This window comes from Actibacterium sp. XHP0104 (genome assembly GCF_025751515.1).
Taxonomy (GTDB): Bacteria; Pseudomonadota; Alphaproteobacteria; order Rhodobacterales; family Rhodobacteraceae; genus Actibacterium_D.
On record NZ_JAOWLE010000001.1, the window covers coordinates 255435 to 281911 of the forward strand.

Sequence of the window (26477 nt, forward strand, 5' to 3'; positions counted from 1 at the left end):
CTCCCCCGATACATGAGATATTATGTTTTTAGGTCTTCCCGGGCCGGACCCCGGGAAGACCTGATTAGATTGCCAAGTACTCGGCGCGCAGCGCCTCGTTCTCCAGCACTTCGGCAGCCGTACCGTCAAACACGATCTGCCCGGTGTCAAGGATAACCGCCCGATCCGACAGTTCGAGCGCACGAACGGCGTTTTGCTCGACAATCACGGTAGTTATGCCTTGCTCCTTGATGTGGATGAGGGTCTTTTCGATCTCGTCCACGATCACCGGCGCCAGCCCTTCATACGGCTCATCAAGGAGGAGGACCTTGATATCCCGAGCCAGGGCCCGGGCGATGGCCAGCATCTGCTGCTCGCCGCCCGAGAGGGTGACACCTTCCTGCTTGCGGCGCTCGCCCAGACGCGGGAACAGCTCGTAGAGCCGCTCCAGCGACCAGCCGATCGGCGGTGCGATCTGCGCCAGTTGCAGGTTTTCCTCGACGGTGAGGCCGGGAATGATCCGACGGTCTTCGGGCACCAGGCCCATGCCGACGGATGCGGCCTCGTACGAGGTCATGCGGTGAAGCGGCTGGTGATCCAGCCAGATCTCACCATGGGTCGCCTGCGGGCTGTCGAGACGGGCGATGGCCCGCAGGGTCGAGGTCTTGCCGGCGCCGTTGCGGCCCAGAAGCGCGAGGATCTCGCCTTCGTGGACGTTAAACGACACGCCCTGCACGATATAGCTTTCGCCGTAATAGGCGTGCAGGTCCCACACCGACAGAAATGCCGGTGCGGTGGTTGCCTGGTTGGCGTTCTTGGAAAAGTCGGGTTTGACGTTCATTTCGTTTCCTTTCCCTACGCCTTAGTGGGCTTCGCCCAGATAGGCTTCGCGCACCTTGGGATGGCCTTTGATGTTTTCCGGCGTGTCCTCGACCAAGGGCGTGCCCTGGGCCAGAACGGTGATCCGGTCGGCCAACGAGAACACGACGTGCATGTCGTGCTCGATGATCGCCATGGTGATGTCGCGCTTCTCCTTGATCTCCTTCAGCAGGTCGATCGTGTTGTTGGTGTCGGCGCGGGCCATGCCGGCGGTGGGCTCGTCCAGCAACAGCAGCTTGGGCTCTTGCACAAGGCACATCGCCATTTCCAGACGCCGCTTGTCACCGCGTGACATCGAGGATGCGATCATGCCCTTCTTGTCGGCCATGTTCACGTCCTCCAGCATGGTCATGGCCTTTTCGATCATGTCCTTGTTGCTGCCCACCGACTGGATGCCGTTCATCTTGAACGAGCCGTTCTTGCGGGCAAAGCAGGGGATAAGCACGTTTTCCAGCACCGTGAGATCACCAAAGATCTCGGGGGTCTGGAACACGCGGCTGATACCCATCTGGTTGATCTCGAAGGGCTTGCGACCCAGCACCGACTGGCCGTCGAACATGACGGATCCGGTGTCGGGGATAAGCTTGCCCACGAGGCAGTTCAGAAGGGTGGATTTACCGGCCCCGTTGGGGCCGATGATGGCGTGCACCGTGTTCTGCTCGACCGAGAGGTTCACGTCGCCCAGGGCTTGCAGGCCGCCGAAGCGTTTGCCGACACCTTTGACTTCAAGGATTCCCATGTTCAGTTCTCCTTATTCGGCCACATGCGGCGCTTCTTTGGGGTGATGCTCGGCGTCTTTGCCGCCACCACCGCCCTTTTTCTTGCCAAAGCGTTCGCGGATGCGTTGACCGCCTTCCATCAGACCGCCGGGCAGGAAGATCACCACCAGCATGAACAGCAGGCCCAGCGTCAGGTGCCAGCCCTTGCCCACGAAGGGGTGGATGATGCCGACAAGCAGGTTCTCCAGCCCGTCGGGCAGGAAGCTGAACCAGCCATGCAGGACGTTGTCGTTGATCTTCGAGAAGATGTTCTCGAAGTATTTGATGAAGCCCGCGCCCAGCACCGGACCCAAAAGGGTGCCGACACCGCCGAGGATGGTCATCAGAACGACTTCGCCCGATGCGGTCCACTGCATGCGCTCGGCGCCTGCAAGCGGGTCCATCGCGGCCATCAGGCCACCAGCCAGGCCGGCATACATGCCCGAGATCACAAACGCCGCCAGCGTGTAGGGGCGCGAGTTCAGGCCGGTATAGTTCATCCGGGTCTGGTTGGTTTTCACCGCGCGCAGCATCATGCCAAAGGGCGAGCGGAAGATGCGGATCGACAGGTAGAACACGATCAGCAGGATCACGGCGCAGAAGTAGTAGCCGTTGTTGAAGGTGAAGTCCCAGCCGGCAATGCTGAGGTTGGCCGACTTGTTCATCACGATGCCGAACAGATGCGGGCTGGTCGGGTCACCGGCGCTCATCAGGATCTGCTTGTCGTTGTTATAGACCTGCAGACCGGTTTCCCCGTTGGTGATCGGGGTCAGCACCGAATAGGCCAGGTTGAACGACATCTGCGCAAAGGCCAGCGTCAGGATCGAGAAGTAGATCCCCGATCGCCGCAGCGAGACAAAGCCGATCAGCAGGGCAAAGATACCCGCGGTGATGACGGCCAGCACAAGGCCGGGCAGGATGTTGTAATCCAGCAGCTTGTACATCCAGACCACCGAATACGATCCCACACCCAGGAATGCGGCATGGCCGAAGGACAGGTAGCCGGTCAGGCCGAACAGAATGTTGAAACCGATGGCGAAGATGCCAAAGATCACGAACCGCTGCATCAGGTCGGGATAGCCCGCGTTGAACTGGGCCAGACCGCTTTCGGTGGGGAAGGGGTTCAGGATGAACGGGGCGAACAGGGCCAGAATGGCCACGATCACCAGAAGCGAGGTGTCTTTCTTTTCGAGACCAAACATTGATTAATCCTCCATCACGCCCTTGCGACCCATCAGGCCACGCGGCCGGGTCAGCAGGATGACAATCGCGATCACGTAGATGATGATCTGGTCGATACCCGGGATCAGGCTCTTGATGGCGTTCATCGACGCAAAGCTTTCCAGGATGCCCAGCATGAAGCCGGCCAGAACGGCGCCGGGCAGCGAGCCCATGCCGCCGACCACGACCACGACGAAGCTGAGAACCAGGAAGTCCATCCCCATGTGGTAGTTGGGCGAGTTGATCGGCGTGTACATCACGCCCGCCAGGCCCGCCACGGCGGCGGCGATTCCGAACATGATGGTAAAGCGGCGGTCGATGTTGATGCCCAGCAGGCCCACGGTTTCACGGTCGGCCATGCCGGCACGCACAACCATCCCGAAGGTGGTGAACTGCAGGAACGAGAAGACCGCGCCGATGATGGCGGCAGCGAAGAAGAAATAGACCATGCGCCAGACCGGGTAGATGACCACGTTCGGGTCCATCCCGATCAGCACGCCCAGATCCGCCGACCCGCGAAACGCCATGGGGGCGGGGGTGGGGATGGGGTTGGCGCCAAAGAAGTATTTCACCACCTCTTGCAGCACGATCGCCAGGCCGAAGGTCACCAGGATCTGGTCGGCGTGCGGGCGCTTGTAGAAGTGCTTGATCAGGCCGCGCTCCATGGCAAAGCCGATGAAGATCATGACCGGAATGGCAAAGATGATCGATAGCGGAACCGCCCAGTCGATCAACGTGCCGCCCAGTTCGGGGCCGAACCAGCCTTCGAGATACGGGGTTTTGACTTTCAGGGGGTTGCCCAGAAAGTCTTTCTTCGTCGGGTCCAGCGTCTCGTATGAGAGGCTGAACAGACGGCTGAAGGTGACCGCGCAGAATGCGCCGATCATGAAAAGCGCGCCGTGGGCAAAGTTTACCACGCCCAGCGTGCCGAAAATAAGTGTCAGCCCCAGCGCGATCAGCGCATAGGCCGAGCCTTTATCAAGCCCGTTGAGGGTTTGCAGAAGGATTGCGTCCATCGTCCCCACCCTGTCCTTTTTTATGGATGAACGCCCGGCGCCGTTGTGGCCCGAGCGATGGATAACCGGCCGCGCATTGCTGCGCGACCGGCGGGAGATGCCTTATCAGGCGCCCGGATTGCAGGTGCCCAGATCGCCACCGGCGAACATCGGGTGGTCGGGGGCGTACTCGACCTGAGCGCGCGGGGTGACTTCCACGATTTCCAGGGTGTCGTATTCCGAGGTCGGGTTGTCCGAGCCCTTCATGACCAGCACGTCTTTGAAGCACTGGTGGTCTTCGGCGCGGTACAGGGTCGGACCGTTGCCCAGACCGTCGAATTCAAAGCCTTCCAGGGCCTCGACGACGGCGCAGGGGTTGAACGAACCGGCGCGCTCGACGGCGTCTGCATAGAGCAGGGTCTGTGCATAGGACGTCTGGGCGGCGTTCGACGGCGGGAAGCCGTATTTCTGGCCGAACGACTGAACGAAAGCCTTGGTGCCTTCGTCACCCAGCTGCCAGTTCCAGTTCATCGAACCGTACACGCCCTTGATGTTCTCGCCGGCGCCCTTGGCCATCAGCTCCGAGTACAGCGGAACGACGATCTCGAACTGCTTGCCGTTGACCATCTTGTCGCGCAGGCCGAACTGAACGGCGTTGGTCAGCGAGTTCACCATGTTTCCGCCGTAGTGGTTCAGAACCAGAACGTCGGCGCCCGAGTTCAGCACGGGGGCGATGTAGGACGAGAAGTCGGTGGTCGCCAGCGGGGTCAGCACGTTGTTGACAGTCTGCCAGCCCATGGCCTCGGTTGCGGCCTGAACCGACTCTTGCTGGGTCCAGCCCCAGGTGTAGTCGGCGGTCAGGTGATAGGCGCGGCGCTCGGCACCATAGGCGTTTTTCAGCACCGGAGCCAGGGCAGCGCCCGACATGTAGGCGTTAAAGAAGTGGCGGAAGCCGTTGGCTTTCTTGTCTTTACCGGTGGTGTCGTTCGAGTGGGTCAGAGCGGCCATGAAGATCACGCCGGCCTCTTGGCACAGGCCCTGAACGGCCACGGCCACGCCCGAGGACGAACCGCCGGTGATCATGATGGCGCCGTCTTTTTCGATCATCGACTTGGCCGATGCGCGGGCTGCGTCCGATTTGGTCTGGGTGTCGCCGGTGACGTATTCGACTTTCTTGCCCAGGATGCCGTTGCCCTTGAGGGCCTTGGACGAGAAGGTGTTCAGCATGCCGCCGTCGCCTTCGCCGTTCAGATGTTCGACTGCCAGCTGATAGGCGCGCAGTTCGTCCGCGCCTTCTTCGGCATAGGGGCCGGTCTGGGGCACGTTGAAGCCCAGGGTGACCGAGCTGCCGGTGGGTTCGTTGGTAAAGGCCGAGGCCGAACCGGCGGTAAAGATCGTCGGCACGGCCAGGCTGCCGCCCGCGATCGCACCGGTTTTCAGCACGCCGCGGCGTGTGAAGTTCGAATTGGACATGAAATCCTCCCGTATTGTGATTTGCGGCTTCACGCCTCCTCTGCGCGTACCGCTTTCCCTTTTACAAGGTGGGGATATTATCGGTGAGAGACCGAAAATTGCGCAACAACTGCTTTTCGTAAAACATTTTTTTTGTAAATTGTTACACAGGGTGTTAATCGTTCTTGTAAAGTAATTGTCACGCGGGCGCAGAAAGCCCTTGTAAAGACCGAGGTTTTCCACATGGCCAGCAGCCATATGACCGGCAGTCGTATCCGCGAGAGGCGCCTTGTGCTGGGGATGCGTCAATCCGATCTGGCCAAGGCGGTCGGTATTTCGCCGTCCTACCTCAATTTGATCGAACATAACCGCCGCAGAATCGGGGGAAAGTTGCTGGTTGACCTGGCGCGCACCCTCGAAGTCGAGGCCTCTTTGCTGACCGAGGGCGCCGAGGCCGCGCTGCTGGAAGAGCTGCGCGAGGCGGCCGCCGGCAATGCCGAGGCGCGCGACGAACTGGCCCGGATCGACGAGTTCGCCGGGCGCTTTCCGGGCTGGGCGCAGCTTTTGGCCGAAAAGCACCGCCGCGTCGGAGAGCTGGAGCGCATTGTCGAGACCCTGACCGACCGGATGACTCATGACCCGTTCTTGTCGGCATCGCTGCACGAGGTGCTGTCGACCGTCACCGCGATCCGCTCGACCGCGGCCATTCTGGCCGATACCGAGGATCTGGATCGCGACTGGCAGATCCGGTTTCACCGCAACCTGCGCGACGAAAGCCAGCGCCTGGCCGAGGGCGCGCAGGCGCTGGTGTCGTATCTTGATGACAACTCTGCCGATGCCAGCCAGCAGCAATCGCCCCGCGAAGAGGTCGAGGCCTTCTTGCAGCGGCACGAGTTCCATTTTGCCGAGCTTGAGGGCCGTCCGGGCAATGTCGAGGCGATCCTGGCGGGCGGGGTCGAATTGACCACACCCGCCGCGCGCGACATGGCGCGGCGGCATCTGGAACGCTATGTGCAGGACGCGCAGATCCTGCCGCTGGAGACCTTTGCCGAGGCCGCACAGCAGATGCAGCTTGATCCGGGCCGGCTGGCGCAGCATTTCGCCACCGATCCGGGCATGGTGTTCCGCCGGCTTGCGGCATTGCCAGAGGACAAGCTGCCGGTGCGGGTCGGTCTGGTGATCTGCGACGGGTCGGGCGCGCTGACGTTCCGGCGTCCGCTGCCGGGGTTCGCGCTGCCACGGTTCGGCGCGGCCTGTCCGCTGTGGCCGCTCTATCAGGCGCTGTCGCGGCCGATGGCCCCGATCCGCGCGGTAATCGAACAGCCCGCGCGCCCGCCGCAGCGTTTTCTGACCTTTGCCTTGTGCCAGCCCGTGCGGATGTCGGGTTTCGGCGGGCCCCAGGTGCTGGAAGCGGCGATGCTGATCCTGCCCGATCTGTCCGAGGGCGCCGAGCAGACCCAGCTGGTGGGCACCAGTTGCCGCATCTGCCCGCGCGAAAGCTGCCCGGCGCGGCGTGAGCCGTCGATCCTAAGTGCGGGAATCTGACGGCCGATTGCCTGTGCCTCTTGGCCTTTGCAGAGTTTCGGCAGTATACATGGGTTAAACCGCTGCACCGGAAGGGGAGACGGATGGGGCGCAACGTTCTGCTCATAGAGGACGAACCGAATATCATCGAGGCGATCCGGTTCATCCTGTCGCGTGACGGATGGTCGGTCATGACCCATTCGGACGGGCGCAATGCCTATCAGGCCGTATGCCAGCGCAAGCCCGATCTGGTGATCCTCGACGTGATGCTGCCGGGGCGCAGCGGGTTCGACATCCTGCAGGATATCCGCGCCGACGAGGCGCTGGCCGGTGTGCCGGTTCTGATGCTGACCGCCAAGGGCCAGAGCAAGGATCGCGACATGGCCGGACTGTTGGGGGCCAGCAAGTTCATGACCAAGCCGTTCTCGAATGCCGAGGTTCTGGCGGCGGTCAGGGAACTGGCGGGATCATGAAGCCGCCGGGCCGCCCTCTGTTCCTGGCGCGCCGAAACTACAGCGCGCGGCGGGCGACGGATGCGGCCAGGCTGCTGCCCCTGGTGGGGCTGTTCCTGTTCCTCATGCCCCTGCTGTGGCAGGCCGATGGCGGCGCGCGCAGCCTGACCGGGCAGTTGATCTACATTTTCGGGCTGTGGGCCTTGCTGATCCTGGGGGCGTTCCTGCTGACCAAGCGGCTGTCGCGCGCGGCGGATGGTCAGGATGCCGCCGCCGGGCGCCCCGTCAGCACAGGGGGCAGCGATGATCAGCTTTGACGTTCTGGTCGCAGTCTGTCTGGCCTATGTGGTGCTGCTGTTCATCGTGGCCTTTATCGCCGAGCGGCGGGCGGGCAAGGGGCAGATCGGCTGGCTGCGCAGCCCGCTGATCTATACCTTGTCGCTGTCGGTCTATTGCACCGCCTGGACGTTTTACGGCGCGGTCGGATACGCCGCGCGGTCGGGGCTGGAATTCGTGACCATCTATCTGGGGCCGACGCTGATGTTGGTTGGCTGGTGGTGGGCGCTGCGCAAGCTGGTGCGTATCGGCAAGACCCAGCGTATCACCTCAATCGCCGATCTGATCTCGTCGCGCTATGGCAAGTCGAACCTGCTGGGCGTGCTGGTCACGCTGATGGCCGTGATCGGCACCACGCCTTATATCGCGCTTCAGCTTCAGTCCGTAACCCTTTCATTTTCAGTGTTTTCCACAGCCAACAGCCGGGGCTGGGATCTGCCTGACCAGAACGCCACCGCGCTGTGGGTTGCGGCCGGGCTGGCGCTGTTCACGGTGCTGTTCGGCACCCGCAACCTGGATGCGAACGAGCGTCACCACGGCGTTGTCACCGCTATCGCGCTCGAGGCCGTGGTCAAGCTGGTGGCGCTGTTGACGGTGGGTATCTTCGTCGTCTGGGGCGTGGCCGGCGGCATTGGCGAGATGGCCGAACGCATCGCCGCTTCGCCCATCGCCGAGACCGCGTTCCGGCCCGGTCGCTGGGTTGGGCTGATGGCGATTTCCGCTATGGCGATCATCGCCTTGCCGCGCATGTTTCAGGTGTTGGTGGTGGAAAATGCCGACGAGCATCACCTGGCCACCGCGTCCTGGGCCTTTCCGCTTTATCTGTTCCTCATGAGCCTCTTTGTCGTGCCGATCGCGGTGATCGGCCTGTCGACCCAGCCGGCGGGCTCGAACCCGGATTTCTTTGTGCTGTCGGTGCCGCTGAGCCATGGGCGTGAGGGGATTGCGATGCTGTCGTTCCTCGGTGGGTTCTCGTCGGCGACCTCGATGGTGATCGTGGCCGCGATCGCGCTGTCGACCATGGTGTCGAACCATATCGTCATGCCGCTGTGGCTAAGCTGGCAGTCGAAGGGCGCGGCCAGCGTGTCGGGCGATGTGCGCAACCTGGTGCTGCGGTCTCGGCGGTTCTCTATCGCGGGCGTGCTGGCGCTGGGCTATTTCTATTTCCGCATCACTGGCGGGTCCGAGGCTCTGGCCAAGATCGGCCTGATCTCGTTCACCGGCGTGGCGCAGGTGATGCCGGCGCTGTTGGGCGGGATCTTTTGGCGCGGCGCGACCCGGCGCGGGGCGGCGGTCGGTCTGGTGCTGGGCTTTGTGGTCTGGGCCTATACGCTGTTCCTGCCCAGTTTCGGCCCCGACGCGATCATGAGCGCGGCGCTCTTGTCCGAGGGGCCGTTCGGCATCGGCTGGCTGCGGCCCGAGGCGCTGTTCGGCGTGGGCGGGATGGACCCGCTGGTGCATGCGATGTTCTGGTCGCTCAGCCTGAACGCGTTTGCGTTCTTCGCGCTGTCCCTGACCGGGTTCCCGTCGCCGCTGGAACGCTTGCAAGGCGCGCAGTTCGTCAATGTGTTCGAACATTCCGCCGCCGCCCGCGGCTGGACCCAGGGCGCGGCCGAGGCCGAGGACCTGCTGGTCATGTCGCAGCGTATTCTTGGCCCCGACGAGGCGCAGCAGCTGTTCCATCAGGCCGCCGAAAAGCAGGGCAAGAAAAGCTTTCTGCCCGACACCACGCCCGATTTCCTGGCCCATCTCGAACGCGAGCTGTCGGGCTCGGTCGGGGGTGCCACGGCCCATGCGATGATCGGCCAGATCGTCGGGCGCAGCTCGGTCTCGGTCGAGGATCTGATGGCGGTGGCCGATGAGACCGCGCAGATGCTGGAATATTCCAACCAGCTCGAGGCCAAGTCCGAAGAGCTGTCGCGCACCGCCCGCCAGCTGCGCGAGGCCAATGACAAGCTGACCGAGCTGTCGATCCAGAAAGACACGTTCCTTAGCCAGGTCAGCCACGAATTGCGCACGCCGATGACCTCGATCCGCGCGTTTTCCGAGATCTTGATGGAGGGCGGCAGCGAGATGTCGCCCGAGGAACTGACCCGCTATTCGGGCATCATCCACGAAGAGGCGATCCGCCTGACCCGTCTGCTGGACGATCTGCTGGATCTGTCGGTGATGGAAAACGGGCAGGTCACGATCAATGCGCAGGACGGCAATCTGCGGTCGCTGCTTGATCGGGCCGTCGCGGCAACCGGGTCTTTGGACGGGCGTGGGCGCATTCGCATCCTGCGCGACAAGATGCACGAGGACGTGGCCCTTTACACCGACACCGACCGGCTGAGCCAGGTGTTCATCAACCTGATCACCAATGCGCAGAAATACTGCGATGCGTCAGTGCCCGAGTTGCGCATCCGCGCCCGGCGCTCGGGCGGAATGGTGGCGATTGATTTCATCGACAATGGCAGTGGCATCCCCGAGAAAAGCCAGGCGGTGATCTTCGAGAAATTCGCCCGGCTCTCGGATCGCAACTCGGCCGGCAGCGCCGGGCTGGGCCTTGCGATCTGCCGCGAGATCATGGCCCGGCTGGGCGGCGACATCAGCTATTTGCCGGGGCAGGGCGGGGCGGCCTTTCGCGTGACATTGCCGGTGGCCGAGGCGGCGAAAGCGGCGGAATAGCGGCGCGGCTAACGATTTGTGAACCATCGCCGGGTCATGGTGGGGCAAAGGATTCTGAATTTCTGCCCCATGTCACAGGATACCCCTGAACCCAACGTCTTGCGCCGCATGCTTGCGGCCTCGTCTTCGCCCCCGCCGCGGCGCGAGGGCGGGGGCGGTGTGCTGCGGCGGCTGGCGCTTGCGCTCTGCCGCGCCATGCAAGAGGTGGCGGGCCTGGCCATCACCATCTCGGGCCAACAGCAGGGCGTGCATGATCTGGACGGGGTCGAGAAAGAGGCGCAGGCGCCGGAACACGCACTGATCACGCTGGTCGAGGCGCCGGGCGGTGCGGCCGGGCTGGTCGTCGTGTCGGCGCCGGTTGTGGGCGCGGTGGTCGCGCGGCGGATGACTGGGCGGGTGCCTGCGGCCTTGCCTGCGTCCCGCGCGCCCACCCGCACTGACGGAGAAATGCTGCGCGATGTGATCGACGGGTTCCTGGCCCATGCGGCCGAGGCCGGCCCGTGGCTGGCGGGCTATGGCTATCGCGGTATGCTGTCAGATGCGCGCCTGGCGCGGTTCACGCTGACGGATGGGCTGTATCATTCTGTGCGGCTGGATGTGGCGCTGCCCGGCGGATTGGGAGAGGGCGAGATCTTGCTGCTCTTGCCCCAGCACGAGGCGCGCCAGCCTGTGACCGAGGCCGGGCAGGGCTGGTCGCGGGCAGTGTCGGACAGGGTGATGGGCGCGGCGATGCCGTTGCAGGCAGTGCTGACGCGGTTGCAGGTGCCCTATGCGCGGGCGCTGCGGCTGGCTCCGGGTGACGTGTTGACCATCCCCGTTGCGGCGATTGATTCGCTGTCGCTTGAAGGTGCGGGCGGGGCTGTTGTGGCGACCGGGCGGCTGGGGCAATCGCGCGGCGACCGGGCGGTCAGGATTTCGCAGGCGGGGCTGTCGGGCAAAAGAACTGCGCCCCCGGCGATGGCTGGGGGCGCAGAGGAGGAGGGCTTTGATTCACCCCAGAATACACCGCCGCCGGCCTTGGAAGCTTAGGTCGTGTTAAGGCGCGAACGAAACGGTGCAGCCGCCACCATACCTGCTATCATAGCGATAAGAAACAACCAATGCCCCGATCCGCCATAGCTGAGAGATGCCAGCGCAGGGCCTGGGCACAGGCCCGCCAAGCCCCATCCCGCCCCGAACAGGACCGAGCCCAAAACCAGGTTGCGGCCCAGTTTCTGATCGGCGGGGCGGGGGAAATCTCCGCCCAGGACCGGGCGGCGCCCGCGGGTCAATTGCCAGGCGATGGCCATCGGGATCAGCGCCCCGCCCATCACAAAGGCCAGCGTCGGATCCCAGTCGCCAAACACGTCAAGCCAGCCCTGCACCTTGGTGGTGTCGGTCATGCCCGAAATGAACAGGCCCGCGCCGAACAGCGCGCCGGCGAGAAAGGCAAAGAGGGCGCGCATCAGATCACCCCCAGCATATGGCGGAACAGGGCGATGGTGACGCCGCCCGCCAGAATGTAGAACACGGTCGCCGCGATGCCGCGCAGCGACAGGCGCGAGATGCCGCAGACCCCGTGCCCCGAAGTGCAGCCATTGGCCAGCCGGGTGCCGAACCCGACCAGCAGGCCGGCCGCGATGATCACCAGCCAGTTGCCGGTGATATGGGTGTCGACCTCTCGGTAAAGGGGGTAAAGCGGGATGGGCATCAGGATCACCCCGGCCAGAAAGGCCAGGCGTTCGCCCATGGTGCGCAGCCCGGTGCCATCGACCAGCGCACCCAGAATGCCACTGGCACCCATGATCCGCCCGTTCACCAGCAGATAGAGCGCACCGCCGGTGCCGATCATCAGGCCTCCGACAAAGCCCCAGATCCAGTCTTGTTCCATCATCGGTTCCCCGCCGCCCGTTACAGCTTGTTGATCGGCACTTTCAGGTAGACGGTGCCGTTGTCCTCGGCCTTGGGCATCTGGCCCGCGCGCATGTTGACCTGCAAAGACGGCACGATCAGCCGCGGCATGTCGAGCGTGGCATCGCGCTCGGTGCGCATGCGGACGAAATCGTCCTTCTTGTTGGTGCCGCCGACATGGACATTCTTGGCGCGCTGCTCGCCCACGGTGCTTTCCCAGGCATAGACCTCGCGGCCGGGGGCCTTGTAGTCGTGGCCGACAAAGATGCGGGTCTGGTCGGGCAGGGTCAGAATCTTTTGCACCGATTCATACAGCATTTCGGCCGATCCACCGGGGAAGTCACAGCGCGCCGTGCCGAAATCGGGCATGAACAGCGTGTCGCCGACGAATGCCGCGTCACCGATCACATAGGTCAGGCAGGCCGGGGTGTGGCCAGGCGTATGCAGCACGTCGCCGCGCAGCTGGCCGATGTGAAAGCTGTCGCCTTCGCGGAACAGCTGGTCGAACTGGCTGCCGTCACGCTGGAACTCGGTGCCTTCGTTGAAGACCTTGCCGAAGGTGTCCTGCACGACGGTGATTTTCTCGCCGATGCCGATCTTGCCGCCCAGGTGTTGCTGCAGATAGGGCGCGGCCGACAGGTGGTCGGCATGGACATGGGTTTCCAGCAGCCACTCGATCTCTAGGCCTTCGGCGCGCACCCAGGCGATGATCTCGTCGGCCGAACGGGTATCGGTGTGCCCCGACGCGTAATCGAAATCGAGAACGGAATCGATGATCGCCGCCTTGTTCGACATCGGGTCGCGCACAACGTAAGATACGGTATTCGTGGCCTCGTCGAAAAAGGCCTGCACTGCGGGTGACATATCTTTGTTCTCCATCAGGGTTCCGAATACATATGCGTTTTTGCTTATGTGTTTCAACATATTCCTGATCCGCAGTTGACGTGTGTCAATGTGGGGCAGTGGCCAGAGTGTAACATCCGATGAAATGAGTCAGGGAAGGAAATGCCAATGACAACGATAGCCGAGCGCAAACAGGTGCTTGAGGCCCGTCTGGCCGAGCTTGACCAGCGGCTGCATGTGATCGACGAGGAATTGGATGCACATCAGTCGAAAGACTGGGAAGAGCTGGCCGTCGAGCGGGAAGAGGATGAGGTGCTGGAAAGCATGGGCACCTCTGGCTTGCACGAAATCGAACAGATTCGCGCGGCTTTGGCGCGGATTGAGGCCGGCGAATACGGCTATTGCGTCAAATGCGGCGAAGAGGTCGAGCCCAAGCGCCTTGATCTGCTGCCCGCCACGCCGTTTTGCAGCCGCTGCGCTATCTGACCGCGAAACAAGCCTCAGGAGGAAATCATGGCTTTTGAACAAATCAAGGCAGGCATCGCGCTGCTGATGGATGAAATCGAAAAGCGCCCCGAGGATCGGCATGTGCTGCTGGAGGAGCTGCGCGAGAAGCTGGCCGAGATGCGCGGCCTTGGCTTGCCGGTGCCCGAGGATCTTGAGCTGCTGATCGACCGTCTGGACGATGACGATGCGGACGATCTGTTCGACAACATGCCGGTCTGATCCGGCAGGATAGCCGAATACAATCAAATTCTTGCGTTTCGCCCTGTCGCCGATACAAATGGTGGCAGGGCGTTGTGTATGACGGGGCGGTGATGCCCCCGGTGCCGAACAGGGGTTGGCGGCGATGACAGAGCAGGTGCGGGTGATCTCGGGCAGGGCGGGTGTTGCGCGGATCGTGCTATGTAATCCGCCGCTGAATGCGATCACGGGCGCGATGCGCGCCGGGATCATGCAGGCCCTCAATATGGTTTTGTCCAACCCCGCCACGCGCGCGGTTCTGCTGCTGGCCGAGGGGCGCACCTTTCCCAGCGGCGCCGAGATGTCGGATGCCGATGCCACGCCCACATTGGGCGAGGTCTGCGCCGCGCTTGAGGGCGCGCCGGTGCCGGTGATTGCTGTTGTGCATGGCACCGCGCTGGGCGCGGGTTGCGCGCTGACGCTGGGCGCGCATTTCCGGATTTGCGGGGCGCAGGCGGCGTTCGGCTTCCCCGAGGTGACTTTGGGCCGGGTGCCCGATGCGGGCGCGACACAGCGCCTGCCGCGTCTGGTCGGGGCGCAGGCGGCGCTGGAGCTGATGTTGGCCGGGCGGCCCGTCGCGGCGCCCGAGGCGGCGCGGCTGGGTCTGGTCGATCAGGTCATCGAGGGTGATCCGCGCGGTGCGGCGCAAGACTATGCCGAGGCGCTGATCGCGCAGGGGCAGGGGCCGCGCCCGATCGCGCCGCGTATCGACCATCTGACCGACGGGCGCAGTTTTCAGTCGGCGGTTTCGGCGGCGCGGCTGCGGCTGCGTGGCGCGGCGGTGCCCGCGATGGGGCGGATTGTCGACTGCATCGAGGGCGCGCAGCTGCTGCCATTCGAGACTGGTGTTGAATATGAACGTGCCGCCGCCGCCGAATGTGCGGCCAGCCCGGCTGCGGCCGGTCTGTTCCATATGTATCAGTGCGAGCGCCGCCTGACCCGCCTGCCCGAGGTTTCGGGCGATGATCCGGGCCGGATCGAGCGGGTCGAGCTGCGCGGGCGCGGGGCCATCGTGGCGGGTTGGGCGGTGATCACCGCCGATAGCGGCACGCCGGTTCTGGTGCCCGATGCCGAGGATCGCGCCGATATCCTGGCGCGGATGCGGGCGATTTATGACGAGGCCGTCGGGCGCGGCCGTCTGGCCGAGGCTCAGCGCGACACGCGACTGGCGCTGGTGGCGGATGATGTCGCCGGGGCCGATGACCTGGTGATCGATTTTACCGGCAAGACCCCGGCGCAGGCCGCGGCCGGGCTGGCCGACGGGGCGCTGCTGGCGCTGCATGGGCAGGGCGATCTGGTGGCCGAGCTTGACCCTGACACGCCCGATATGGTGGCGCTGGCCGGATCGGGCGCGCCGCATCTGTCACGTCTGACCGAGATGTTAGAGCCCGAAGGTTTGGAACCCGGCGCGCGGCTGCGGCTGTTGCGGTTCATGAAACGGGTGGGGCGCATTACCGTGCCCGGCCCGGTCGATGGCGGCGGTCTGGGTGGTGCCTTGTGGGGCGCGTGCATCTGGGCCGCGAATGAAATGGCCCTGCGCGGTGCCGATCCGGCGCGGATCGACGAGGCGCTGCGGGCCTATGGCCTGAACCGGTCTCCGTTCCAGGGCCGGAAGGCCCCGGCGGCGCAATCGGACGAGGATGCGATGCTGCGCCCCGAGGAAATCGCCCTGCGCTGCGAGGCGGCAATGGCCAATACCGGTGCGCTGCTGATCGAGGCGGGCATGGCGCGGGTGCCGGGGCAGATCGACCTGGTGATGGTGCACGGCTATGGCTTTCCGCGCTGGCGTGGTGGGCCGATGCTGGCCGCCGATCAGCGCGGGCTGTTGGCGATGCGCAAGCGGCTGCGGGCGCTGGCCCAGGGCGGCGATGCCGATTTCTGGGCGCCCTCGGCGCTGTTCGACAGGTTGATCAAGAATGGTCTGCGGTTCGATGACCTGAACACGGGGGATGTGCGGGCCTAGCCCAGCATGATCCCCAGCACGACCAGCATCAGCCCCACGGCCGACACCGCCAGCGCGCCCATGTTCAGGGCCACGATCTTTTGCAGGCGCGCGCGCATTTCCGCGTCAGGCAGGCCCGCGCGTTTGGCCTTGAGCGCCAGCATGATACAGCGCATCAGCCCTGCCAGCCCGATCAGCGATACCGCCGCGCCGCCCCAGATCAGTGCCTCCATCGGGTGTCCTCCTGCATTCCGTTGCCAAGGCTGCTAGCCGATCATCTGGCGCGGTGCAAGCGGGCAGGGGCTTGCAGCGGGGCGGACCCGACGCTATCCGGGGGGCAACCCAACCGAACACCAAGAGGCAGAGATGGAAGACATCGTCACCGACAGCACCTATCGCGTTACCGCCGACGAGCTGCGCCAGTTCATCGAGCGTGTCGAGCGACTGGAAGCCGAGAAGAAGGACATCGCCGAGCAGATCAAGGAAGTGATGGCCGAGGCCAAGGGCCGGGGCTATGACACCAAGGTCATGCGCAAGGTGATCGCGCTGCGCAAGCGCGACCAGAACGACATCGCCGAGGAAGAGGCGGTGCTGGAGATGTATAAAGAGGCGCTGGGCATGTGACCCGCTGCCCCGGTGCCTGACGCGCCGGGTGTCCGCCCATCGCGACATGAAAGACCCGTCCCGGCCAACCGGGGCGGGTCTTTCGCGTTGCGTAAAACCTGTTGACCCGACTCACCTTTCTGCATTAACTGAACAAGTGTTCAATAAATTCGCGGGGAGGAGAGCATATGTTCAACGCGGTGATGAAGTTCGATCTGGGTGAGGATGTCGATGCGCTGCGGGACATGGTTCATCGCTGGGCCCAGGACCGGGTGAAACCCCTGGCCGAGCAGGCTGACAAGACCAACGAATTCCCCAACGAGCTGTGGACCGAGATGGGCGAGCTGGGCCTGCTGGGCATTACCGTGCCCGAGGAATACGGCGGCGCCGGCATGGGCTATCTGGCGCATGTGATCGCGGTCGAGGAAATCGCCCGCGCCAGTGCTTCGATCAGCCTCAGCTATGGTGCGCATTCCAACCTGTGCGTCAACCAGATCAAGCGCAACGCGTCTGAAGAGCAAAAGCAGAAATACCTGCCCAAGCTGATCTCGGGCGAGCATGTCGGCGCGCTGGCCATGTCCGAAGCGGGCGCCGGTTCGGATGTCGTCAGCATGAAGCTGCGCGCCGAAAAGCGGAACGGCTATTATGTGCTGAACGGCACCAAATTCTGGATCACCAACGGCCCCGATGCCGATGTTCTGGTGGTTTACGCCAAGACCGACCCGGAGGCCGGCCCCAAGGGGATCACCACCTTCATCATCGAGAAGGACATGAAGGGTTTCTCGACCAGCCCCCACTTTGACAAGCTGGGTATGCGCGGGTCGAACACCGCCGAGCTGATCTTTGAAGATGTCGAAGTGCCGTTCGAAAACATCCTGGGCGAAGAAGGCAAGGGCGTGCGCGTTCTGATGTCGGGCCTCGATTACGAGCGCGTGGTGCTGTCGGGCATCGGCGCCGGGATCATGGCCAACTGCATGGACGAGGTGATGCCCTATATCTCCGAGCGCAAGCAGTTCGGCGAGCCGATCGGGAACTTCCAGCTGATGCAGGCCAAGATCGCGGACATGTATACCGCGATGAACTCGACCCGCGCCTATATCTACGAGGTGGCGAAATCCTGTGACCGTGGTGAAGTGACCCGTCAGGATGCGGCGGCTTGCGTGCTTTATGCCAGCGAGCAGGCCATGGTTCAGGCGCATCAGGCCGTTCAGGCGATGGGTGGCACCGGTTTCATGAACGAAACCCCGGTCAGCCGTCTGTTCCGCGATGCCAAGCTGATGGAAATCGGCGCCGGCACTTCGGAAATCCGCCGGATGCTGATCGGCCGCGAGCTGATGGGATCGATGCGGTGATACGCATCCCAAATGAAAGGCGCCCCGCTAGGGGGCGCCTGACATTCTCTGATTTCAGATCAGAACTTGTGGATATACGACACGCCGACGACCACCGGGTCGATCTTGGCGGTTCCGATGGCGCTGCCGTTCAGGCTGACATCGGTGTCGATGTCCATCCAGCGCACATCGGTGCGCAGCGCGCCGTTGTCCGAGATGGCGTAGTCAAAGCCGGCATGCACGGCCAGGCCGAACGAGTCCTTCATCTTGACGGTGCCCAGGGCCGATTTTTCCTGGAAGAACGTGGTGTAGTTCAGGCCCGCGCCCAGGAAGGGCGTGACCTTCGAGCTGTTCGCGAAGTGATAGTTCAGCGTCAGGGTCGGCGGCAGGTGTTTGGTCGTCGCGGTGCCGACGCCGGAAACGGTCGCGGTGTGCTCGAACGGGGTCGCGGCCAGCAGCTCGATGCCCAGGTTGTCGCGGATAAAGTATTCAACGGTGAGGGTCGGGCGCAGGTCATCATTGACCGAGGTCGCCGCGCCGGCCAGCAGGCCGTTATTCGATTTGGGGGCCACGTAGCCGATACCGACACCGACGGTCAGATCGCCAGCCGACTGGGCCAGCGCGGCAGTGCCCGTCAGGGCCATGGCGGATGCGGTGAGCAGGGCGAGGATATTGCGTTTCATTGTTTTTCCTTTGTCTTCGTCGCGCCGGATCGTTCTATGCCTGCCCCTTCGGGCTGCTTTGATGTGCATCAATCCGCGCATGTTCGCGGGTGCGACATCTTGTCGACCGGGGTTGAATGCCGGGGGATGAGCACATGAAGCGGCTTTTCATTGCCACCGCCATGGCGGTTTGCGCGGGCGCTGCGGCTCAGGCGCAGGATATCCGCTTTGATATCGCGTTGACCCAGGCCTGCCTGGCCGGTCTGCCTGAGGGCGCGGCGCCTGACGCCTGTATCGGCGTTTCGGCGAATGCCTGTATCGAGGCGACGCCGGATGGCTATACCACCGTGGGCATGGGCATCTGCCACGGGCAGGAGCTGGGCTATTGGGATACCCGGTTGAACGCCGCCTACGGGCAGTTGCGCGACCGCCACCAGGCCGCGGATGCCGAACTGGACCAGCTGGGATCGGCCGCGCCGCGCCGCGCGCCCGCCCTGCAAGAGATGCAGCGGGCGTGGATCGCCTATCGCGATGCGACCTGTGACTATGAACGCAGCTATTGGGGCGGCGGCACGGGCGGTGGCCCGGCCACCGTGGCCTGCCATATGCGGCTGACCGCCGGGCAGGCGCTCTATCTTGAAACCGAACTTTTGGCCGACTGATTGCGAGGCAGAAACGATGACCAAACTCCAATCCAAGATCATCACCGGCTCCGAGGACTTCCTGGCCAACCGCCGGGGGCATCTCGAGATGCTGGATACGATTGCGCAGGCCGCCGGGGCCGCCGCGATGGGCGGTGGCACCAAGGCGCGCGATCGCCACGTGAGCCGGGGCAAGATGCTGCCGCGCGACCGTGTTGCGAACCTGCTTGATCCGGGTTCACCCTTCCTCGAGGTTGGCGCGACCGCCGCGCATGGCATGTATGACGGCGCCGCGCCCTGTGCCGGTGTCGTGGCCGGGATCGGCCGCGTGCATGGCCAAGAGGTGATGGTGGTCTGCAACGACGCCACCGTCAAAGGCGGCACCTATTACCCGATGACGGTGAAAAAGCACCTGCGCGCGCAGGAAATCGCCGAGGAATGCCATCTGCCCTGCGTCTATCTGGTCGATAGCGGCGGCGCCAACCTGCCCAACCAGGACGAGGTGTTCCCCGACCGCGACCATTTCGGCCGCATCTTCTACAACCAGGCCCGCATGTCGGCCAAGGGCATCCCTCAGATCGCTGTGGTGATGGGTTCGTGCACCGCGGGTGGCGCCTATGTGCCGGCCATGTCGGACGTGACCATCATCGTCAAGGAACAGGGCACGATCTTCCTGGCCGGCCCGCCGCTGGTCAAGGCCGCCACCGGCGAGGTGGTGACTGCTGAGGATCTGGGCGGCGGTGACGTGCATACCCGCCTGTCGGGTGTGGCCGATTACCTGGCCGAGGACGATGCCCACGCCCTGGCGCTGGCCCGCCGCGCGGTGAGCAACCTGAACCGCGGCAAGCCCTCGACCGTGCAATGGCAGACGCCCGAAGATCCGGCCTATGACCCTGACGAGCTGTTCGGTGTCGTGCCCGCCGATCTGCGCACGCCCTATGACATCCGCGAAGTGATCGCGCGCATCGTCGATGGCTCGCGTTTTGATGAGTTCAAGCCGCGCTTTGGCGAAACGCTGGTCACCGGCTTTGCCCATGTGATGGGCTGCCCGATCGGGATCGTGGCCAACAATGGCGTGCTGTTCTCGGAGGCCGCGCAAAAGGGCGCGCATTTCGTCGAGCTGTGCAGCCAGCGCAATATCCCGCTGGTTTTCCTGCAAAATATCACCGGCTTCATGGTCGGCCGCAAATACGAGAACGAAGGCATCGCGCGCCATGGCGCCAAGATGGTGACCGCCGTGGCCACCACCAATGTGCCCAAGATCACCATGCTGGTGGGCGGCTCTTTCGGGGCCGGCAACTATGGCATGTCGGGTCGCGCCTATCAGCCGCGTTTCCTGTGGACCTGGCCCAATTCGCGCATCAGCGTGATGGGCGGCGAACAGGCGGCGGGCGTGCTGGCCACCGTGAAACGTGACGCGATCGAACGTTCGGGCGGCAGCTGGAGCCCCGAGGAAGAGGCCGAGTTCAAGCGCCCCACCATCGAGATGTTCGACCACCAGTCGCACCCGCTTTATGCCTCGGCACGGCTGTGGGATGACGGCATCATCGACCCGCGCAAATCGCGCGAGGTTCTGGCGATGTCGCTGTCGGCGGCGCTGTGTGCCCCGATCGAGCCGACGAAGTTCGGCGTGTTCCGGATGTAACGGGGGGCATCATGCCGATCGAGTTCGTCCGGGCTGACATCACCACGCTGAACGTGGATGCGATCGTCAACGCCGCCAACCGCTCTTTGCGCGGGGGTGGCGGGGTCGATGGTGCGATCCATCGTGCGGCGGGGCCGGGTCTGCTGGACGAATGCCGAACCCTGGGCGGTTGCGAGACCGGCCAGGCCAAGATTACCGGCGGTTACGACCTGCCCGCGCGCCACGTGATCCATGTGGTCGGGCCGGTCTGGCAAGGCGGCGGGGCCGACGAGGACTCGCTGCTGGCCAGCTGCTATCGAAACGCGCTGGGCCTTGCGGAACGCAACGGTTGCCGGTCGATCGCCTTTCCGGCGGTTTCGACCGGAATATTCGGCTTTCCGCCGGATCAGGCCGCCCGCATTGCCCTGCGAGAAGTCAAGAAAACTGAACTGCGCTGCCTGATGGTCTCGTTCGATGAACTGACCGAGTATCACCTGCAAGTCGCCGCAAAAGAGGAAGGATTGCGCGATGTTTAACAAGATCCTGATTGCCAACCGGGGCGAGATCGCCTGCCGCGTGATCGAGAGCGCCCGCAAGCTGGGTGTGCAGACCGTGGCGGTGTATTCCGACGCCGATGCGGGCGCCAAGCATGTGGCGCTGGCCGATGAGGCGGTGCATATCGGCGCGCCCGCGCCTGCCGACAGCTATCTGCGCGGCGATGCGATCATCAATGCGGCCCGTGTGACCGGGGCGCAGGCGATCCATCCGGGGTATGGCTTTCTGTCGGAAAACCCCGATTTCGTGGATGCGGTCGAGGCCGCGGGCCTGGTCTTTATCGGCCCCTCGGCCAGCGCCATTCGCGCCATGGGTCTGAAGGATGCCGCGAAAAAGCTGATGGAAGAGGCCGGCGTGCCGGTCGTGCCGGGCTATCACGGCGCCAACCAAGACCCCGAACACCTGTCGGGCGCGGCCGATGCGATCGGCTATCCGGTGCTGATCAAGGCTGTCGCCGGTGGCGGCGGCAAGGGGATGCGCCTGGTGACCAAGGCGTCCGAGTTCGCCGACGCTCTGGCCAGTGCCCGCGGCGAGGCCAAGACCGCCTTTGGCAACGAGGCCGTGCTGATCGAGAAATACATCGAAAAGCCGCGCCATATCGAATTGCAGGTCTTTGGCGATGGCGAGGATGCGGTACATCTGTTCGAACGCGACTGCTCGCTTCAGCGCCGCCACCAGAAGGTCATCGAAGAGGCCCCCGCGCCGGGCATGACCACCGAGATGCGCAATGCCATGGGCGAGGCCGCCGTGCGTGCCGCCAAGGCCATCGGCTATAAGGGTGCGGGCACGGTCGAGTTCATCGTCGACGGATCCGAGGGTCTGCGCCCCGACCGGTTCTGGTTCATGGAAATGAACACCCGCCTTCAGGTCGAACATCCGGTGACCGAGGCGATCACCAATGTCGACCTGGTGGAATGGCAGCTGCGCGTGGCCTCGGGTGAGGCGCTGCCGGCGGCCCAGGATCAGATCAAGCTGACCGGCCACGCCTTTGAGGCCCGTCTTTATGCCGAGGACGTTCCGGCGGGCTTCCTGCCCTCGACCGGCACGCTGAGCCATCTGGAATTCAGCCCGATGGCCCGCAACGACAGCGGCGTGCGCGCAGGCGATACGATCAGCCCCTGGTATGACCCGATGATCGCCAAGATCATCACCCATGGGCCCACCCGCGAGATTGCGCTGGCGCGTCTGGCGCGGGCGCTGGACGAAACCCGCGTGGCCGGCTCGGTCACCAACCTGGCCTTCCTGGGCGCGCTGACGCGTCACAAGGGCTTTGCCGTGGGTGATGTCGATACCGGCCTGATCGCGCGCGATATCGACGGGCTGACCGCGCAGGCCGGGGCGACCCCGCGCCAGATGGCGCTGGCCGCTCTGGTTGCCACCGATCTGGTCGGCAACCGGCCCGCTATGTCGGGCTTTACCCTGTGGGATGCGCTGAACCGCACCGTCATGCTGGACCATGCGGGCGAACGCTTTGACGCCGTCATCAGGGCGCATAGCGCCGATTATTGCTCTGTCTGGGCGGGCGAGACCGAGGTCGAGGCCAAGCGCATCAACGGCAGCTGGCTGCTGGATGGCGAGCCCGCACCGGCATTCTCGCGCAATGGCGACACGATCACCGTGTTTGCCGATGCCGGGCATATCTTCCACGTCATCGACCCGATCAATCAGGATGCGGGCGCCGGCGCGGCGGGCAATGTCATCGAGGCGCCGATGCCGGGCCTGGTCAAGGCGGTCTTCGTGGCCGAGGGCGATGTAGTCGAGGCCGGTCAGCGCCTGGCCATCCTCGAAGCCATGAAGATGGAGCACACCCTGACCGCCGGCCGTGACGGCACCGTGGCCGAGCTGTTGACCTCGGCCGGGGCGCAGGTCGAGGCCGGTGCGGCGCTGATCCGCCTGGCCGACGAAGACGAGGGCGAGGAGGCCGCATGATCCGTCTGCATCATGTGCCGTTCTCGCGCTCGTTCCGGGTGCTGTGGCTGCTCGAGGCGCTGGGCCTTGATTTCGAGATCGTCGAATACAGCATCCGCGACGGGTCGTTGCGGGCGCCGGGCTATCTGTCGCATTCTCCGGCGGGGCGCGTGCCCGCGCTGGAAATCGACGGCATGGTGCTGAATGAAAGCGGGGCGATCGTGCAGTATCTGTGCGAACGCCACCCCGAATCCGGCTTTGGTCGCCCCGCCGGCCACCCGGAACGGGCGCGGTTTCTCGAGGCGATTCATTTCTCGGAAACCATGGGGACGCTGCTGGAGCAGCTGAACCTCAACCACATCTTCCTGCGCCCGCCGGCCAAGCCCAGCCCGGCGGTGGTCAAGCTGAACACGCGGCGGCTGGAACAGACGCTGCGCGCCTTCCAGACGATGCTGGGTGATCAGGATTTCATATTGCCGTCAGGGTTTTCCGCGGCAGACATGATGATGGGCTTTAACATTTTCGAGGCCCCCTATTACGTGCGTTTCGACGATCTGCCCGGCCTTGTGGCCTATCGCGCCCGGCTTGAGGCGCAGCCGTCCTATGCTCCGGCGCGGGCGCGCGACGGTCAGCAGGATTTCTTTACGCAGGATTTCTACCCGATACCGGAAGAGGGCTGAGACATGGGTGAATATGTCGAGATTTTCGAAGTAGGGCCGCGCGACGGGCTGCAGAATGAGAAACGCCTGATCCCGGCGGCGGAAAAGATCGCGCTGATCGACACGCTGTCGGGTGCGGGGTTCCGCCGGATCGAGGTCGCCAGTTTCGTCAGCCCCAAATGGGTGCCGCAGATGGCCGACGGGGCCGAAGTGCTGGCCGGGATCACCCGCGCGGCGGGCGTATCCTACGCGGCGCTGACGCCGAACCTGCAAGGGTTCCAGCGCGCGGTTCAGGCCCGTGCCGACGAGATCGCGATTTTCGGCTCGGCGTCTGAGGGCTTCAGCCGCGCCAATATCAACGCCACGATCGAGGAAAGCCTGGAACGCTTTGCCCCGGTGGCCGAGGCGGCGGTCGAAGAGGGCATTCCGGTGCGCGGTTATATCAGCTGCGTCACCGATTGCCCCTATGACGGCGCGACCGATCCGGCGCAGGTGGCCCGCGTGGCCGAACGGCTGCTGGCACTGGGCTGCTACGAGATCAGCCTGGGCGACACGATCGGCAAGGGCACGCCCGAAACCATCACCGCCATGCTGCGCGCCGTGCTGGACGTGGTGCCGGCAGAGCGCATCGCCGGGCATTACCACGACACCGGCGGCCGGGCGCTGGACAATATCGAGGCCTCTCTGGCGCAGGGCGTGCGGGTGTTCGATGCCGCCGTCGGCGGGCTGGGCGGCTGCCCCTATGCCAAGGGCGCGACCGGGAACGTTGCGACCGAAGCCGTGGCCGCGCGGCTGGCCGAGCTGGGCTATGAGACCGGGCTGAACGCCGGCGTGATCGCGCGTGCGGCCGAAATGGCGCGGATGATGCGCGCCCCCGCCGCAGACGAATAAGGGACAAGGATACCAGGCCATGAGCGACATTCTGACTATCGAGACCGATTCCCGCGGCGTCGCGGTGATGACCCTGAACCGCGCCGACCGGCACAACGCGCTGTCGTCGGACCTGATGGATGCCCTGACGCAGGCCGCGGCCGATCTGGGTGCCGACCCGTCGGTGCGCGTGGTCGTTCTGGCCGGGGCAGGGGAAAGCTTTTGCGCTGGCGGCGATCTGCGCTGGATGGCGCAGCAGTTCGAGGCCGGCCCTGATCAGCGTGACGCCGCCGCGCGCAAGCTGGCCAACATGCTTTATGCGCTGAACACCATGCCCAAGCCGCTGATCGGCCGCGTGCATGGCCAGGCCTTTGGCGGTGGCGTCGGCATGATGTGCGTCTGTGACATTGCCATCGGTGTCGAGGGCGCCAAGTTCGGCCTGACCGAGACCAAGCTGGGCCTGATCCCGGCCACGATCGGCCCCTATGTCATGGCCCGCATGGGCGAGGCGCGGGCGCGCCGGGTGTTCATGTCGGCCCGGCTGTTCGATGCCGCCGAGGCGCGCGAGCTGGACCTGCTGGCGCGGGTCGTGCCGGCTGAGGAACTGGACGCCGCCATCGAGGCCGAAGTGCGCCCCTATCTGTCGGTTGCGCCGGGGGCGGTGGCTGCGGCCAAGGCCCAGCTGCGCGGCCTGGGCATGCCGATCGACAGTACTGTCATCGACCGTTCGGTGGCGCAGCTGACCGAGCGCTGGGCCAGCGCCGAGGCGCAAGAGGGCATCAAGGCCTTTTTCGACCGCAGCAAGCCCTCCTGGGTCTCGAAATAGGCTGATCGGCCACTGCATCTGGTGAATCACTCGCCCTTTGCGGGGCGCGCCCGCAATATTTTGCAATGTTTCGGCATACATTCGTGTGCCGAAAACGCATTTTCATGAAAACTAAGCGTCCTGTTAGCGCCGCCTTCGGTTGACCCGGCCATGTGCGGAGAGTAAACCGGCAACAAGATGACAGGCGCCGCGCGAGTCCGGCCAAAGAGGGAGACCAGCCTTGGAAGATCTGCTGCGAGAGTATCTGCCAATCATCATTTTCCTTGCTATGGCTGTTGCGTTGGGGCTGGTTCTGCTGCTGGCCGCCTTCGTTCTGGCCGTGCGCAACCCCGACCCCGAAAAGACTTCGGCCTATGAGTGCGGGTTCAACGCCTTTGATGACGCGCGGATGAAGTTCGACGTGCGCTTCTACCTGGTGTCGATCCTGTTCATCATCTTCGACCTTGAAATCGCGTTTCTTTTCCCCTGGTCGGTGTCGTTCGGCGACATGAGCGACGTGGGGTTCTGGTCGATGATGGTTTTCCTGGCCGTGCTGACCATCGGCTTTGCCTATGAGTGGAAAAAAGGAGCCCTGGAATGGGAGTGAGCACCAACGCCAATACTGCTGGCGCTGACCGCGAACATGGTGTGCAGCTTCTTAACAAAGAGCTGCAGGACAAGGGTTTCATCCTTACCTCGACCGAAGACATCATCAACTGGGCGCGCACCGGCTCGCTGCACTGGATGACCTTTGGTCTGGCTTGCTGCGCCGTCGAGATGATGCACACCTCGATGCCGCGCTACGATCTCGAACGCTGGGGCACCGCCCCGCGCGCCAGCCCGCGTCAGTCGGACCTGATGATCGTGGCCGGCACGCTGACCAACAAGATGGCCCCCGCGCTGCGTAAGGTTTACGACCAGATGCCCGAGCCGCGCTACGTGATCTCGATGGGCTCGTGCGCCAATGGCGGCGGCTATTACCACTATTCCTATTCCGTTGTGCGTGGCTGCGACCGGGTTGTGCCGGTTGATGTCTATGTGCCGGGCTGCCCCCCGACCGCCGAGGCGCTGGTTTACGGCATCCTGCAACTGGCGCGCAAAATCCGCCGCACCGGCACGATTGCGAGGTAAGCG

29 protein-coding genes are annotated in these 26477 nt (G+C 64.2%); 19 read left to right on the forward strand and 10 right to left on the reverse strand.

Annotation, left to right across the window (positions count from 1 at the left end):
- Window positions 1-64: 64 nt before the first annotated feature.
- The 5 genes from OE856_RS01295 to OE856_RS01315 all read right to left on the reverse strand — a co-directional run bounded on the left by OE856_RS01295 (window position 65) and on the right by OE856_RS01315 (window position 5305).
- Window positions 65-820 carry an ABC transporter ATP-binding protein gene (locus OE856_RS01295; protein WP_263714238.1) on the reverse strand — a complete coding sequence of 252 codons (756 nt, stop codon included), beginning with the start codon at window positions 818-820 and terminating at the stop codon, window positions 65-67.
- A 21-nt stretch (window positions 821-841) separates the two neighbouring features.
- Window positions 842-1597, reverse strand: coding sequence for an ABC transporter ATP-binding protein (locus tag OE856_RS01300; protein ID WP_263714239.1), 756 nt, complete (start codon window positions 1595-1597; stop codon window positions 842-844).
- A 12-nt stretch (window positions 1598-1609) separates the two neighbouring features.
- Window positions 1610-2818 carry a branched-chain amino acid ABC transporter permease gene (locus tag OE856_RS01305; RefSeq protein WP_263714240.1) on the reverse strand — a complete coding sequence of 403 codons (1209 nt, stop codon included), beginning with the start codon at window positions 2816-2818 and terminating at the stop codon, window positions 1610-1612.
- Window positions 2819-2821: 3 nt separating this feature from the next.
- Window positions 2822-3853, reverse strand: a complete 1032-nt coding sequence (locus OE856_RS01310) for a branched-chain amino acid ABC transporter permease (RefSeq protein WP_263714241.1) — start codon at window positions 3851-3853, stop codon at window positions 2822-2824.
- A 105-nt stretch (window positions 3854-3958) separates the two neighbouring features.
- Window positions 3959-5305, reverse strand: coding sequence for a substrate-binding protein (locus tag OE856_RS01315; protein WP_263714242.1), 1347 nt, complete (start codon window positions 5303-5305; stop codon window positions 3959-3961).
- Between the two features lie 222 nt (window positions 5306-5527).
- Between OE856_RS01315 and OE856_RS01320 the strand changes: the two genes are divergently transcribed.
- From OE856_RS01320 to OE856_RS01340, 5 genes are all read left to right on the forward strand, one after another.
- Window positions 5528-6829, forward strand: coding sequence for a short-chain fatty acyl-CoA regulator family protein (locus OE856_RS01320; protein ID WP_263714243.1), 1302 nt, complete (start codon window positions 5528-5530; stop codon window positions 6827-6829).
- An 83-nt stretch (window positions 6830-6912) separates the two neighbouring features.
- Entirely contained in the window at window positions 6913-7281 is a 369-nt protein-coding gene (locus OE856_RS01325; RefSeq protein ID WP_263714244.1) for a response regulator transcription factor, read from the forward strand.
- Complete coding sequence (locus tag OE856_RS01330) at window positions 7278-7577, forward strand: hypothetical protein (RefSeq protein ID WP_263714245.1); 300 nt, start codon at window positions 7278-7280, stop codon at window positions 7575-7577. Before OE856_RS01325 ends, OE856_RS01330 begins: the two co-directional genes overlap by 4 nt.
- Window positions 7564-10266 (forward strand): ATP-binding protein, encoded by a 2703-nt coding sequence (locus tag OE856_RS01335; protein ID WP_263714246.1) that lies wholly within the window; start codon window positions 7564-7566, stop codon window positions 10264-10266. The genes OE856_RS01330 and OE856_RS01335 overlap by 14 nt, the downstream gene beginning before the upstream one ends.
- Before the next feature lie 69 nt (window positions 10267-10335).
- Window positions 10336-11295, forward strand: a complete 960-nt coding sequence (locus OE856_RS01340; protein ID WP_263714247.1) for a FliM/FliN family flagellar motor switch protein — start codon at window positions 10336-10338, stop codon at window positions 11293-11295.
- Here the strand turns inward: OE856_RS01340 and OE856_RS01345 are convergent.
- The 3 genes from OE856_RS01345 to OE856_RS01355 are packed head-to-tail and all read right to left on the reverse strand — an operon-like array spanning window position 11292 to window position 13020.
- Complete coding sequence (locus OE856_RS01345; RefSeq protein WP_263714248.1) at window positions 11292-11711, reverse strand: DUF6691 family protein; 420 nt, start codon at window positions 11709-11711, stop codon at window positions 11292-11294. The genes OE856_RS01340 and OE856_RS01345 overlap by 4 nt on opposite strands.
- Window positions 11711-12136 (reverse strand): YeeE/YedE family protein, encoded by a 426-nt coding sequence (locus OE856_RS01350; protein WP_263714828.1) that lies wholly within the window; start codon window positions 12134-12136, stop codon window positions 11711-11713. Before OE856_RS01350 ends, OE856_RS01345 begins: the two co-directional genes overlap by 1 nt.
- Window positions 12137-12156: 20 nt before the next feature.
- The gene (locus OE856_RS01355; protein WP_263714829.1) at window positions 12157-13020 is read right to left on the reverse strand and encodes an MBL fold metallo-hydrolase; all 864 of its coding nucleotides are present in this window, start codon (window positions 13018-13020) and stop codon (window positions 12157-12159) included.
- 147 nt (window positions 13021-13167) lie between these two features.
- On the opposite strand from OE856_RS01355, the gene OE856_RS01360 reads away from it, so the two are divergent.
- The 3 genes from OE856_RS01360 (at window position 13168) to OE856_RS01370 (ending at window position 15706) form a co-directional block, all read left to right on the forward strand.
- Complete coding sequence (locus OE856_RS01360) at window positions 13168-13485, forward strand: TraR/DksA family transcriptional regulator (RefSeq protein WP_263714249.1); 318 nt, start codon at window positions 13168-13170, stop codon at window positions 13483-13485.
- Window positions 13486-13512: 27 nt separating this feature from the next.
- Window positions 13513-13725, forward strand: a complete 213-nt coding sequence (locus tag OE856_RS01365; protein ID WP_263714250.1) for a hypothetical protein — start codon at window positions 13513-13515, stop codon at window positions 13723-13725.
- A gap of 124 nt (window positions 13726-13849) precedes the next feature.
- Window positions 13850-15706 (forward strand): enoyl-CoA hydratase-related protein, encoded by a 1857-nt coding sequence (locus OE856_RS01370; RefSeq protein WP_263714251.1) that lies wholly within the window; start codon window positions 13850-13852, stop codon window positions 15704-15706.
- Here OE856_RS01370 and OE856_RS01375 read toward each other — a convergent pair.
- Entirely contained in the window at window positions 15703-15918 is a 216-nt protein-coding gene (locus OE856_RS01375; protein ID WP_263714252.1) for a hypothetical protein, read from the reverse strand. The two genes, OE856_RS01370 and OE856_RS01375, sit on opposite strands and share 4 nt — an antisense overlap.
- Window positions 15919-16051: 133 nt before the next feature.
- Here OE856_RS01375 and OE856_RS01380 point away from each other — a divergent pair, with 133 nt between their 5' ends.
- Window positions 16052-16309: a DUF2312 domain-containing protein gene (locus OE856_RS01380; protein WP_263714253.1), complete on the forward strand. Its 258-nt coding sequence runs from the start codon at window positions 16052-16054 to the stop codon at window positions 16307-16309.
- A gap of 167 nt (window positions 16310-16476) precedes the next feature.
- Complete coding sequence (locus tag OE856_RS01385) at window positions 16477-17640, forward strand: isovaleryl-CoA dehydrogenase (protein WP_263714254.1); 1164 nt, start codon at window positions 16477-16479, stop codon at window positions 17638-17640.
- A gap of 59 nt (window positions 17641-17699) precedes the next feature.
- On the opposite strand, the gene OE856_RS01390 is transcribed toward OE856_RS01385, so the two are convergent.
- Entirely contained in the window at window positions 17700-18302 is a 603-nt protein-coding gene (locus OE856_RS01390) for an OmpW/AlkL family protein (RefSeq protein WP_263714255.1), read from the reverse strand.
- Between the two features lie 134 nt (window positions 18303-18436).
- On the opposite strand from OE856_RS01390, the gene OE856_RS01395 reads away from it, so the two are divergent.
- The 9 genes from OE856_RS01395 (at window position 18437) to OE856_RS01435 (ending at window position 26474) form a co-directional block, all read left to right on the forward strand.
- Entirely contained in the window at window positions 18437-18943 is a 507-nt protein-coding gene (locus OE856_RS01395) for a lysozyme inhibitor LprI family protein (RefSeq protein ID WP_263714256.1), read from the forward strand.
- A gap of 16 nt (window positions 18944-18959) precedes the next feature.
- Window positions 18960-20567 carry a carboxyl transferase domain-containing protein gene (locus OE856_RS01400; protein ID WP_263714257.1) on the forward strand — a complete coding sequence of 536 codons (1608 nt, stop codon included), beginning with the start codon at window positions 18960-18962 and terminating at the stop codon, window positions 20565-20567.
- 11 nt (window positions 20568-20578) lie between these two features.
- Window positions 20579-21082, forward strand: coding sequence for an O-acetyl-ADP-ribose deacetylase (locus OE856_RS01405; RefSeq protein ID WP_263714258.1), 504 nt, complete (start codon window positions 20579-20581; stop codon window positions 21080-21082).
- Window positions 21075-23030: an acetyl/propionyl/methylcrotonyl-CoA carboxylase subunit alpha gene (locus OE856_RS01410; RefSeq protein ID WP_263714259.1), complete on the forward strand. Its 1956-nt coding sequence runs from the start codon at window positions 21075-21077 to the stop codon at window positions 23028-23030. The genes OE856_RS01405 and OE856_RS01410 overlap by 8 nt, the downstream gene beginning before the upstream one ends.
- Window positions 23027-23689 carry a glutathione S-transferase family protein gene (locus OE856_RS01415; RefSeq protein WP_263714260.1) on the forward strand — a complete coding sequence of 221 codons (663 nt, stop codon included), beginning with the start codon at window positions 23027-23029 and terminating at the stop codon, window positions 23687-23689. The genes OE856_RS01410 and OE856_RS01415 overlap by 4 nt, the downstream gene beginning before the upstream one ends.
- 3 nt (window positions 23690-23692) lie before the next feature.
- A complete protein-coding gene (locus OE856_RS01420; RefSeq protein ID WP_263714261.1) occupies window positions 23693-24559 on the forward strand; it encodes a hydroxymethylglutaryl-CoA lyase in 867 nt (288 codons plus the stop codon).
- Window positions 24560-24578: 19 nt separating this feature from the next.
- On the forward strand, window positions 24579-25364 hold the full coding sequence (locus OE856_RS01425) for a crotonase/enoyl-CoA hydratase family protein (RefSeq protein WP_263714262.1): 786 nt from the start codon (window positions 24579-24581) through the stop codon (window positions 25362-25364).
- Window positions 25365-25584: 220 nt separating this feature from the next.
- Window positions 25585-25950 carry an NADH-quinone oxidoreductase subunit A gene (locus OE856_RS01430; RefSeq protein ID WP_263714263.1) on the forward strand — a complete coding sequence of 122 codons (366 nt, stop codon included), beginning with the start codon at window positions 25585-25587 and terminating at the stop codon, window positions 25948-25950.
- Window positions 25941-26474, forward strand: a complete 534-nt coding sequence (locus OE856_RS01435; protein WP_263714264.1) for a NuoB/complex I 20 kDa subunit family protein — start codon at window positions 25941-25943, stop codon at window positions 26472-26474. The genes OE856_RS01430 and OE856_RS01435 overlap by 10 nt, the downstream gene beginning before the upstream one ends.
- Window positions 26475-26477 lie beyond the last annotated feature (3 nt).

Excerpts from the sequence above, each read along its gene's own strand:
- OE856_RS01295 (WP_263714238.1), bottom strand. The coding sequence starts at position 820 with ATGAACGTCAAACCCGACTTTTCCAAGAACGCCAACCAGGCAACCACC.
- OE856_RS01300 (WP_263714239.1), bottom strand. The coding sequence starts at position 1,597 with ATGGGAATCCTTGAAGTCAAAGGTGTCGGCAAACGCTTCGGCGGCCTG.
- OE856_RS01305 (WP_263714240.1), bottom strand. The coding sequence starts at position 2,818 with ATGTTTGGTCTCGAAAAGAAAGACACCTCGCTTCTGGTGATCGTGGCC.
- OE856_RS01310 (WP_263714241.1), bottom strand. The coding sequence starts at position 3,853 with ATGGACGCAATCCTTCTGCAAACCCTCAACGGGCTTGATAAAGGCTCG.
- OE856_RS01315 (WP_263714242.1), bottom strand. The coding sequence starts at position 5,305 with ATGTCCAATTCGAACTTCACACGCCGCGGCGTGCTGAAAACCGGTGCG.
- OE856_RS01320 (WP_263714243.1), top strand. The coding sequence starts at position 5,528 with ATGGCCAGCAGCCATATGACCGGCAGTCGTATCCGCGAGAGGCGCCTT.
- OE856_RS01325 (WP_263714244.1), top strand. The coding sequence starts at position 6,913 with ATGGGGCGCAACGTTCTGCTCATAGAGGACGAACCGAATATCATCGAG.
- OE856_RS01330 (WP_263714245.1), top strand. The coding sequence starts at position 7,278 with ATGAAGCCGCCGGGCCGCCCTCTGTTCCTGGCGCGCCGAAACTACAGC.
- OE856_RS01335 (WP_263714246.1), top strand. The coding sequence starts at position 7,564 with ATGATCAGCTTTGACGTTCTGGTCGCAGTCTGTCTGGCCTATGTGGTG.
- OE856_RS01340 (WP_263714247.1), top strand. The coding sequence starts at position 10,336 with ATGTCACAGGATACCCCTGAACCCAACGTCTTGCGCCGCATGCTTGCG.
- OE856_RS01345 (WP_263714248.1), bottom strand. The coding sequence starts at position 11,711 with ATGCGCGCCCTCTTTGCCTTTCTCGCCGGCGCGCTGTTCGGCGCGGGC.
- OE856_RS01350 (WP_263714828.1), bottom strand. The coding sequence starts at position 12,136 with ATGGAACAAGACTGGATCTGGGGCTTTGTCGGAGGCCTGATGATCGGC.
- OE856_RS01355 (WP_263714829.1), bottom strand. The coding sequence starts at position 13,020 with ATGTCACCCGCAGTGCAGGCCTTTTTCGACGAGGCCACGAATACCGTA.
- OE856_RS01360 (WP_263714249.1), top strand. The coding sequence starts at position 13,168 with ATGACAACGATAGCCGAGCGCAAACAGGTGCTTGAGGCCCGTCTGGCC.
- OE856_RS01365 (WP_263714250.1), top strand. The coding sequence starts at position 13,513 with ATGGCTTTTGAACAAATCAAGGCAGGCATCGCGCTGCTGATGGATGAA.
- OE856_RS01370 (WP_263714251.1), top strand. The coding sequence starts at position 13,850 with ATGACAGAGCAGGTGCGGGTGATCTCGGGCAGGGCGGGTGTTGCGCGG.
- OE856_RS01375 (WP_263714252.1), bottom strand. The coding sequence starts at position 15,918 with ATGGAGGCACTGATCTGGGGCGGCGCGGCGGTATCGCTGATCGGGCTG.
- OE856_RS01380 (WP_263714253.1), top strand. The coding sequence starts at position 16,052 with ATGGAAGACATCGTCACCGACAGCACCTATCGCGTTACCGCCGACGAG.
- OE856_RS01385 (WP_263714254.1), top strand. The coding sequence starts at position 16,477 with ATGTTCAACGCGGTGATGAAGTTCGATCTGGGTGAGGATGTCGATGCG.
- OE856_RS01390 (WP_263714255.1), bottom strand. The coding sequence starts at position 18,302 with ATGAAACGCAATATCCTCGCCCTGCTCACCGCATCCGCCATGGCCCTG.
- OE856_RS01395 (WP_263714256.1), top strand. The coding sequence starts at position 18,437 with ATGAAGCGGCTTTTCATTGCCACCGCCATGGCGGTTTGCGCGGGCGCT.
- OE856_RS01400 (WP_263714257.1), top strand. The coding sequence starts at position 18,960 with ATGACCAAACTCCAATCCAAGATCATCACCGGCTCCGAGGACTTCCTG.
- OE856_RS01405 (WP_263714258.1), top strand. The coding sequence starts at position 20,579 with ATGCCGATCGAGTTCGTCCGGGCTGACATCACCACGCTGAACGTGGAT.
- OE856_RS01410 (WP_263714259.1), top strand. The coding sequence starts at position 21,075 with ATGTTTAACAAGATCCTGATTGCCAACCGGGGCGAGATCGCCTGCCGC.
- OE856_RS01415 (WP_263714260.1), top strand. The coding sequence starts at position 23,027 with ATGATCCGTCTGCATCATGTGCCGTTCTCGCGCTCGTTCCGGGTGCTG.
- OE856_RS01420 (WP_263714261.1), top strand. The coding sequence starts at position 23,693 with ATGGGTGAATATGTCGAGATTTTCGAAGTAGGGCCGCGCGACGGGCTG.
- OE856_RS01425 (WP_263714262.1), top strand. The coding sequence starts at position 24,579 with ATGAGCGACATTCTGACTATCGAGACCGATTCCCGCGGCGTCGCGGTG.
- OE856_RS01435 (WP_263714264.1), top strand. The coding sequence starts at position 25,941 with ATGGGAGTGAGCACCAACGCCAATACTGCTGGCGCTGACCGCGAACAT.